Source organism: Roseateles sp. (assembly GCF_031397715.1).
GTDB lineage: Bacteria > Pseudomonadota > Gammaproteobacteria > Burkholderiales > Burkholderiaceae_C > Paucibacter_A.
In genome coordinates, this window is sequence record NZ_JANNMI010000258.1 from 1 (window position 1) to 8,870 (window position 8,870).

Below are 8,870 nucleotides of genomic sequence, written 5' to 3' on the forward strand. Positions count from 1 at the left end.
GGCCTGCAGCAGCGCCGGCGACATATCCTCCAGCGCCACCCAAGCCAAGGCGCGGCGCTGGTGATCCAGGCGCAGTGTCTGCAGCGCTTCACCGTTAGCGGCCAGCAGCGTGAAGTCCGACACCCGGTGTGCGGCGCGCACCTGCTCGAAGCTGGGCTGGGCCGCGGCCGGCGCGGCCAAGCCCAGCGACAAAGCTGCCAGCACCAAGCAGCGCTTCATCATCAAGGCGCCACCTCCAACACCCCCTGCGGCAGCTCGCCGAACTGCTCCGGCGCATACATGGCCTCGGCGCGCGTGCCGGGCAGCAAGAAGCGCCCGGCATTGTTCAGCCTGACGGTGTACTCAAACTCATGTTTGCCGCGCGGCAGGAACTCGAAATAGCCGCGCCAGGCCTCAAAGCTGCGCTCGATATAGCTGGGCCGCTGACCGACGGCGGGCGCCGCATTGGCGTTGGTCTGCAACGCCAATGCGGAATCCCCGCCGAGACCGGAGCCCATGACGGCCGCACCGGCCGGCAGGGGGTCGCTCAGCACCACCCAGGTCATATCGCTTTGCGCCTCCAGCTTAAGACGCACCCTCACCAGATCACCGCGCGACCAGCGGCCCGCCACTTTTTGCTCCACCGGCGCCAGCTCGCGCGCGAGCCGGTAGCCGGCGAACAGCGGGGCCTTCAAGGGCACGGCCGCGAGCGACTGGATCGTCACCCAGGGCTTGCCGGCACCCTGCTGTTGCAGCGTCAAATTACCCTCGCTCCAGGGCAGCAAAAAGGCCGCGCCGGCGGGCTTGCGCGCCCAATCCTGGGTCTGGCTGACCGTCCCCAAGGAGGCGGTGGTCTGGCCGGACGGCTTGACCGTCTCGAACTTGGCCGCGAATTTATCCAGCGCCAACACGGCCCAGAGATTGGCCGTTGTGGTGGACCAAGCCCCTTGGCGCTGGCGGGCCAACAAACCCTGCAGCAGGCGCGGCAGCTCAGCGCTCCAGGCTGGGTCGTCGATAGCGGTCAACAGCAGGCGTGCCGCATTGCTGTCGGCGCTGTCCATCAGCCACCACCAGGCGTCATCGGCTTCGGTGCTGAAGCCCAGGCGGGTGCCGGCAAAGCTCAAGCGGCTGCGCAGCAGCGCCTGCGCCTCCTGAATACGCTGCTCGCGTTGCGGCGCCTTGGCAACACGCCGATGCAGGCTCAGCCAATCGATCACCGCCGCCGTCGGCCAGGTGCTCAGATTGCGCCCGTCGACGCTGGACAAGCCGGCCGCGCTGGCCCGGCCGTAGCGCGACAAGGCCTCCAGCGCGGCCAAACGCCGCACCTCGCCGTCCAGCTGGGCGCTGCGCGGCGACCAGCTCTTGCGCAACACGCGGCCCTCGACAAAGGCGCTCAAGGCCTCCAGCATGCGCGCCTGCGCGTCCGGCGGCAGCGCGCGGCCGGCCTCATGGGCGGAGGCCAGCAAATAGGCGGTCAGGCGGTCGCTGCCGGCCGCTCGCTCACCCGGCTGCGGCGGGAAAAAGCTGGCCAGGCCGTCACCGTCCAGATAGCCGGGTAGGCGGTTCATCAGGCTTTGCCAGCGGGCGTCGTCATGCAGGCCAATCGCTTGCGAGCTCAGTTGCTCCAGGCAGCTATAGGGGTAGTTTTCAAAGAAGCGCCTCGGGCCTGGCAAATCACCACCCAAGCGTGCCTGCAGCAACACATTGACACCGCCTTGCTTGACGCCCACCACCGGCAACGCGTCCGGCGGCGGCGCCACGGCCAGGCTCATGCTGCCGTCGAGCTGGCTCAAGCTCGCTTGAAGGACCTGCAACTTGACGGCGGGCAGCACGCGCTGGCTGACCCGCAGGCGATCCCGCGCCGCGCCGCCAATCTCGCTGGCCTGCGCCTCCCAGCTGATGCTGTCCACCCCCTCCGGAATCTGCAAGTCCCAGAGCAGCTCGCGTGCGGCACCGGCCGCCAGGGTCAGGTCTTGCGCCGGCGGGCTGGGCAAGTTGCTCAGGCCCTGCGCGTTGCCTTGCAAGCTGACGCGCAGTTTCATCGCGCGTGTGGTGGTGTTGCGCAGCGTCAATGCGGCCTGGACCTGGTCGCCCTGGCGCAGCAGCGGCGGCAGGCCGGACAGCAATTGCAGGTCCTGCGTGACGCGCACCGAGGTTTGACCGACTCCGAACTTGCTGGCCCCGGCGTCGGCAATCGCCACCAGTCGGAAGCTGGTCAGCGAGTCATTCAGGGGCACTTCGATCACCGCCTCGCCCTGGGCGTCGAGCGTGACCTGCGGACGCCACAGCAGCAAGGTGTCGAACAGCTCACGCGTGGCTGCGCTCCCGCCGCCGCCACCGGCCGCCACCGCCTTGCGGCCGTAATGGCGCCGGCCGATGATTTCACTCTGCGCTGTGGCCGTCTCCACGCCCCAGCTGCGGCGTTGAATCAGGGCCGGCAGCAGGTCCCAGGACGGGTTGCCGCGCAACGCCAGCAAACCTTCGTCAACGGCCGCAAACGCGAGCTCGGCATGCGCCAGCGGGCGGCCGTGCTGGCTCACCTTGACGCGGGTCAGCACCGTCTGGCGCACGCTGTACTGCGGCTTGTCGGTCGTCACCGCGACCTGCAGCTGATGCGCGGCCCGGCCCACTTGCAGCTCGGCCACGCCGAGCTTGAACGAGGGTTTGGCCAGATCCACCATCGCGCTGGGCGGCGGCATGCTGCGGCCCTCGCGAAAAGCCCGCCACCAATCGACCGGCGCCCGCCAGCCCCAGCGGAAAAACGAGTACCAGGGCACGTCAAAAACCCGGCCGCGCAGCGCCAGCACGCTGATATAGACGTTAGGTGCCCAAGCCTTGTCGATCTTGAGCTCGATGGTGGGGTCGCTGCCGCGCAAGCTCAGCACCTTGGTCTCGATCACCCCTTCACGCTCCACCGCCAGCAAGACGGTCGCCTCTCGGTAAGGCATGCGCACCTGCAGGCGTGCCGTTTCGCCCGGCTCGTAATGCTTTTTCTCGGCCAGCAGATCGATGCGGTCGTCATTGTCTTGCTCGAACCAGAGCTCACCCTGGCGGGTCAGCCAGACGCTGCTGGCCACCTGCACCGCCCGCCCTTGAGCGTCTTGCGCCGAGGCCACCAGCTCCTCCTCGCCGGCCACAGCCAGCGTGGCGCTGCAGGCCAGCAGGCCCTGTGCGTCGCTGTTGCCGCTGCACACCTGGCCCAGCTCCTTGACTTGGGTCTTGTTGTCATAGGCGTAAAAGCCGCCCACCATGCGCTTGCGCGTGCTGATCAGCTGGTTGAGGCGCGCCCGCACCACGATGCGCTGGCCGACCAGCGGTTTGCCGGCGGTGTCCAGCGCCAGTGCTGTGAAATCCAGCTTGCCGTCAGCGCGGCTGACCCAGCCCTTGCTGCGCAGGCCCAGCACCACGTTCGAGTGCCACAGCGGCAGCCGCTGCGCCACCGTCTTGGTCTCGCCGTTCGGGTCTTGATAACTCAGCTCGGCCAGCAACTCGCTGGCGCGCTCCAGTTTGGGGAGCGGTTTGAGCAAAAATTCCGCGGCGCCGTTGCGATCGGTCAGGCCGGCCATTTTGTCGACGACCAGCTTGCCGTCGCGCTGAACGGCTTGACCTTCTTCCTCCTGATCGTCAGCAGCGCCGGCATTCGCTGTCCGCTCCTGCGGCGGCTCGAACACAAACTCTTCATAACCGGCAAAGCTCAAGGCGCGCGGCCGCAACAAAGCGCTGAGTTTGAGCGGCGCCTGGGCCAAGCCGCCGCCGGCCAGATGGTTGAGCTGCGCCGTCAAGCGCAACTCGGCTGGCGCCACCGCCAAGGTCTTGGGGCCGCTCAGCCTTGCGTCTATCAAGGGCAGCCGAAATTCCTCGACCCGGAATTCGCCGCTGGGCCAGCTGCTGTTGTGAGTGCCTGCGCGCTGCGAATCGGCCAAGCCGCGCTCCAACGTGATGCTGTAGCTGCCCAGCTTGGCATTGGCGGGGATCTGCCATTGCGATGTGCTGCTGCGCGGCGAGCCCCAGGTCAGCGGCAACTCGATTTTTTCACCGCTGCCCTGATGCGTTAGCTTGACGCGTTCCGGCAGTTGCTCGGGCTTGGCCAGGCTCAGGCCTTGCAAGTTCTCCAAGCGAAAGAAATGCTTCATCGACAGCGTCTCGCCGGCGCGCAGCAGGCTGCGGTCCAGCACCGTGTGGGCGCGCGCATCGAGCTCGGGGCCACTGGCCGTGGGCAGGCCGAAGCGCCAGTTCTCGATGCCGCGGTTCCAGTTGCTGAACACAAAAGCCATATCGCCGGGCTTCTTGGGGTCAGCATTGGCCTTGCGAGCGGTGACGAAGAAGCCGCGGTCAGCAAGGCAACGTTTGTCGTTCCAGTCCGGCTGGGCCAAGGCCAAAGCAATCTTGGCCAGGCCTTGGCTGTCGGTGCGCCCGCTCCACAAGGGCTTGCCGGCGCAGTCATTGACGACCACCTCGGCCTGCGGCACCGGCCGGCCACGGTCAAGGCTGGTTACCCAGACCACGCTGTTTTCGCGGCCCCATTTGAAGTGCACGCCCAGATTGGTCACCAGCACGCCGGTGCGCACAAACATAGGCGCGGGCTTGTCCAACAGGGCCAGCCCCAACTTGGCCGAGCGAATCTCGATCACGTGATAGCCGGGCTCGCTCAAGGGCAGGCCGATCACCTCGAACGGCCGCACCTGCGCTTCGGCACTGCTCAACTTTTGCATTGGCGGCAGGGCCAGCAGCTGGGTGCTCTTGTCCTGCGCCAGCAAGCCGACCTCGCGCGTGTGCAAATAGCGGGTGTTGACTTGGCTGCGGCGCTTGCCCGCCTCGTCCACGCTGGTGACCGTCTCTTGCCACTGCGAGGGCGGCAGGCCCAGCTCGCGCGCGCTCAAGGACGCCTCGTGATAACGCTGCAGCTTGGCGTACCAGGCCAGCACCTCGGCGTCGGTCTGCAAGCGCTTGATGCGGATTTCACCGGGCGACGCGGTTGAAGCGGCTGCGCCCTGCCCGCTCACAGCCCAGTCCGCCTGCACATGGCGCATCGTGATGGGCAGCAGGGCCGGGCCGTCGGCGTCGCGCTCGATCACGCCAAACGGTGCGGCAGCGAACTTGGCCAAGGGCGGTGCGGCGCCGGTGGCCACCCGCAGCGGGAAGCTCGCCGCATTGCTCAATGCCCGGCCGCTGGCATCCTGCAGACCGGCCGGCAGCTCCAGCATGAATTGCGCGTGCTCGGCCAAGGGCGCGGGGAAGCGCAGCTCACTCAGCTCGGGCGTTTGATCGCTGGCCGCCAGCTGCGGCGACAAGGCCGGACCACTTGATGGCTTCAGCCTCACCTTGAGCGCCTGCTCGCGCGCCACCGGCTCGCTGAACTGCAGGCGCAGCGGCCGCACCGGGATGCAAGGCGCATTGGCACGCTCACGCTCGCAGGAAAAATCGGCCGTGAAGGGCCGCCGCACCTGGTACTCGAAGCGCTGGCGCGCCCCCGCCTTGCCATGCGCCCAGACCAGCTGCAGCTTGGCACCGGGCGGCAACGGCCGCTGGCAGCGCAGCAGCCAATCGCGTTCGGAGTTCTTGGCGATCCGGCGCGCCTTGAAAACGGCGCTGCGCTCGGTCTCATCAGCCAGCTGCGCCGGCAATCGCTCGCCCAGGCCCTCGACCTCGCACCAAGCGCGCCCGCTCACTTCGGCCGCGCTCAAGCCGCCGTTCAGTTTCAGCAGGAAATGCTGGTCTTCTTCGACCTGGCTGCCTGGCCAGGGCTGGGCCTGCAGGACGATGGGCGAGCCGGTGCTAAAGCCGAATTCACGCGGGCCGCTCAAGGCCGTGCCGAGTGGTTTGAAATCGGCTTTGATCAGCAACTGGCATTGACTGGCGGCCGGCAGAGCCTCGTTCAGATCGAACAGCCATTGCTGGGCACTGGACCAGCGCCCACTGCCGGCCGGGCTGCTCAAGCCGGCCGCACTCTGGCAGCGCAAACTGGCCGGCGCCGGCAAACTCGGGTTGCCGGCCGCCACCACCGCCTCGGAAAAACCCAGCCTGATCTGCCGGACCTCGGCCACTTCGCCGCTCGGGCTGACGTTGACCGACGCGGCGAAGGCCGCGGACAGCGCCAGCACATGAAGCGCCGGCAGCAAGGCCGCCCATTTTGACCACCTTCCGAGCCAGCGATTCATAGGCCCTCCCAGGCTTATCAAGATCAGCGGCCAGTCTAGTGCCAAGTGGCACTTGGTCCGGCGCGCTTCGGTGAAAGTGCAGCGAATTCTGGGCGCAAAAAAACCCGACCTAGGCCGGGTTTTGAACTTGAGTGCCTAACTTGAATACCTAGGCGGCCTCAAGCACAGACTCAGGGCTTGTTGCCCGTTGGGAAAGGCCAGGCAGCTTGTGGGCTCAGCGCTGTCTTGGCAGCTGGTGCTGCGCTGGCTGGCTTGGTGGCCGACTTCTTAGCGGCTGGCTTGGCGGCCGCTTTGGCTGCGGGCTTGGCTGCGGGCTTGGCGGCAGCTTTTGCAGCTGGTTTAGCTGCTGGTTTGGCTGCTGGCTTAGGGGCTGCCTTATTCGCTGGCACCTTGACTGGAGGCGTGTCCTTCTTGGCCGGAGGCGTGTCCTTCTTGGCCGGAGCGGCAGCCTTCTTGGCGGGCACAGCGGCCTTCTTGGCTGGAGCTGCTACCTTCTTGGCCGGTGCAGCAGGTGCAGCGGCCTTCTTGGCTGGAGCCGCCGCCTTCTTGGCAGGTGCGGCGGCCTTCTTGGTTGGAGCTGCCACCTTTTTAGCAGGCGCAGCGGCCTTCTTAGCCGGCGCAGCGGGTGCTGCCGCCTTCTTCGCCGGTGCAGCGGCCTTCTTTGCCGGTGCTGCCGCCTTCTTGGCGGGTGCAGCAGCCTTCTTAGCCGGTGCAGCAGCCTTCACGGGAGCGGCGACCTTCTTGGCCGGAACGACCGCTTTGGTTGCCGGTGCGGCCTTTTTGGCCGGAGCCTTCTTTGCAGTTGCCATTTTTCAGTTCTCCTAGATCAAGTGGAAAGAGCACTGCCCGCAAGGACCTAAGCCGCTGCAGCGCAGTTATTCACCACCCAGATGTCGCTTAAAGTTTGGCGCCCCGGTGCGGTGAATTGGGTTGTTAGCTGAACAACGCTTCAGCCAACGAATCTTCTTGAGTCATCCATAACCCGGAACAGCGCAGACAAAGGCTCCAAACCAATACCTGTTCAGTCCCAGGATAAAGCGCCCCCGGATTGATACTCGATGACGCGGGTTTCGAAGAAGTTGCGTTCCTTCTTCAAATCAATCATTTCGCTCATCCAGGGAAAAGGGTTTTCCTCCCCGGGGAACAACTCTTCCAAGCCGATCTGGGTCGCACGCCGGTTAGCGATATAGCGCAGATAGCCCTTGAACATCGATGCGTTCATGCCCAACACGCCACGCGGCATGGTGTCTTCCGCATACGCATATTCAAGATCAACCGCCTTCATGAAAAGCGCCTTGATCTCGCCCCTGAACTCGGGCGTCCACAGGTGGGGATTTTCTAGCTTCAACTGGTTGATCAGGTCAATGCCGAAGTTGCAGTGCATGGACTCGTCACGCAAGATGTACTGGTACTGCTCGGCCGCACCGGTCATCTTGTTTTGCCGCCCCATCGCCAGAATCTGCGCGAAGCCGACATAGAAGAACAGCCCTTCCATCAGGCAGGCGAACACGATCAAGCTCTTCAGCAAGATCTGATCGTTCTCGGGCGTGCCGGTGTTGAAGTGCGGGTCCATGATCGCGCCGATGAAGGGGATCAAGAACTCATCCTTGTCGCGGATCGACTTGACCTCGTTATAGGCGTTGAAGATCTCCGCCTCGTCCAAGCCCAGCGACTCAACAATGTATTGATAGGCGTGGGTGTGGATCGCTTCCTCGAAGGCCTGACGCAACAAGAACTGGCGGCACTCGGGCGCGGTGATATGGCGATAGGTGCCCAGCACGATGTTGTTGGCGGCAAGCGAATCGGCGGTCACGAAGAAGCCGAGGTTGCGCTTGATGATGCGGCGCTCGTCGTCGGTCAGCCCGTTCGGGTCTTTCCACAAGGCGATGTCGCGCGACATATTCACCTCTTGCGGCATCCAGTGATTGGCGCAAGTGGCGAGATACTTTTCCCAGGCCCATTTGTACTTGAAGGGCACCAACTGGTTGACGTCGGTCTGGCCGTTGATGATGCGCTTGTCGGCGGCGTTGACGCGGCGGGCGGGGGTGCTCGGCGCCAAGCTTGCGTTGGCATTCGGCGTTATGGATTTTGCAACCGCTGCCGCTACGGTGGCGGCTCCGCCAACGTTCACGGCGGGGCTGGATAGCGTCGGCGCGACATTCGCAACGCTTGCTGCTGCGGGTGCTTTTTCAGCGGGCTTCTGGTCTTCTTCCCAAACCAACATAATCACTTTTCCTATCGTGTCGAATTATCAGAGTGTTGCGTTCAAACACCAAGGACTTCTTGACCTCAAGACGCCTTGCGCGTTGCGCAGCTGCAAATCACATAACTCCGAATTTGCGCATACAAAAATCAGCAGATGCCGATGAACAGCGGCATCGCGGGCGACATGAAAAAGGGCGGCCACAAAACGGTCACCCTTTTTCAGTTTCAACGATTCACTGGCAAGCCTCGCAGCCAGGGTCATCAATCGCGCAGAACTTCATGTCGGTCGCGGGCAACTCGGGCTCCACCGCCGCGACCGGCGCCGCAGTCGCGGCCAGCGCTGTCGAGCCACCCGACGAGACTGCATTGAGCTGACCCGAAGACTTGACGGTGCTCTTCTCGGCGTGCGTGGCGCCCATGGTGCGCAAATAGTAGGTCGTCTTCAGACCGCGCAGCCAGGCCAGCTTGTAGGTCTCATCGAGCTTCTTGCCCGAGGCGCCGGCCATATAGATGTTCAGCGATTGAGCC

The 8,870-nt window shown here is 64.9% G+C and carries 5 protein-coding genes; all 5 read right to left on the reverse strand.

The features are described from left to right. The coding region (locus RMO57_RS11335; protein ID WP_310386680.1) for a hypothetical protein at nt 1-222 on the reverse strand (222 nt) is incomplete at its 3' end. Next, nucleotides 222-6,137, reverse strand: a complete 5,916-nt coding sequence (locus tag RMO57_RS11340; RefSeq protein ID WP_310386683.1) for an alpha-2-macroglobulin family protein — start codon at nt 6,135-6,137, stop codon at nt 222-224. The genes RMO57_RS11335 and RMO57_RS11340, both read right to left, overlap by 1 nt. 170 nt (nt 6,138-6,307) lie before the next feature. Then, on the reverse strand, nt 6,308-6,946 hold the full coding sequence (locus tag RMO57_RS11345) for a histone (protein ID WP_310386684.1): 639 nt from the start codon (nt 6,944-6,946) through the stop codon (nt 6,308-6,310). Between the two features lie 212 nt (nt 6,947-7,158). Next, a complete protein-coding gene (locus RMO57_RS11350) occupies nt 7,159-8,361 on the reverse strand; it encodes a ribonucleotide-diphosphate reductase subunit beta (RefSeq protein ID WP_310386686.1) in 1,203 nt (400 codons plus the stop codon). Between the two features lie 214 nt (nt 8,362-8,575). Then, the coding region (locus RMO57_RS11355; RefSeq protein WP_310386688.1) for a hypothetical protein at nt 8,576-8,870 on the reverse strand (295 nt) is incomplete at its 5' end.

What these genes read in the sequence shown, in the direction of transcription:
- RMO57_RS11340 (WP_310386683.1), bottom strand. Translation starts at nt 6,137, where the DNA reads ATGAATCGCTGGCTCGGAAGGTGGTCAAAATGGGCGGCCTTGCTGCCG.
- RMO57_RS11345 (WP_310386684.1), bottom strand. Translation starts at nt 6,946, where the DNA reads ATGGCAACTGCAAAGAAGGCTCCGGCCAAAAAGGCCGCACCGGCAACC.
- RMO57_RS11350 (WP_310386686.1), bottom strand. Translation starts at nt 8,361, where the DNA reads ATGTTGGTTTGGGAAGAAGACCAGAAGCCCGCTGAAAAAGCACCCGCA.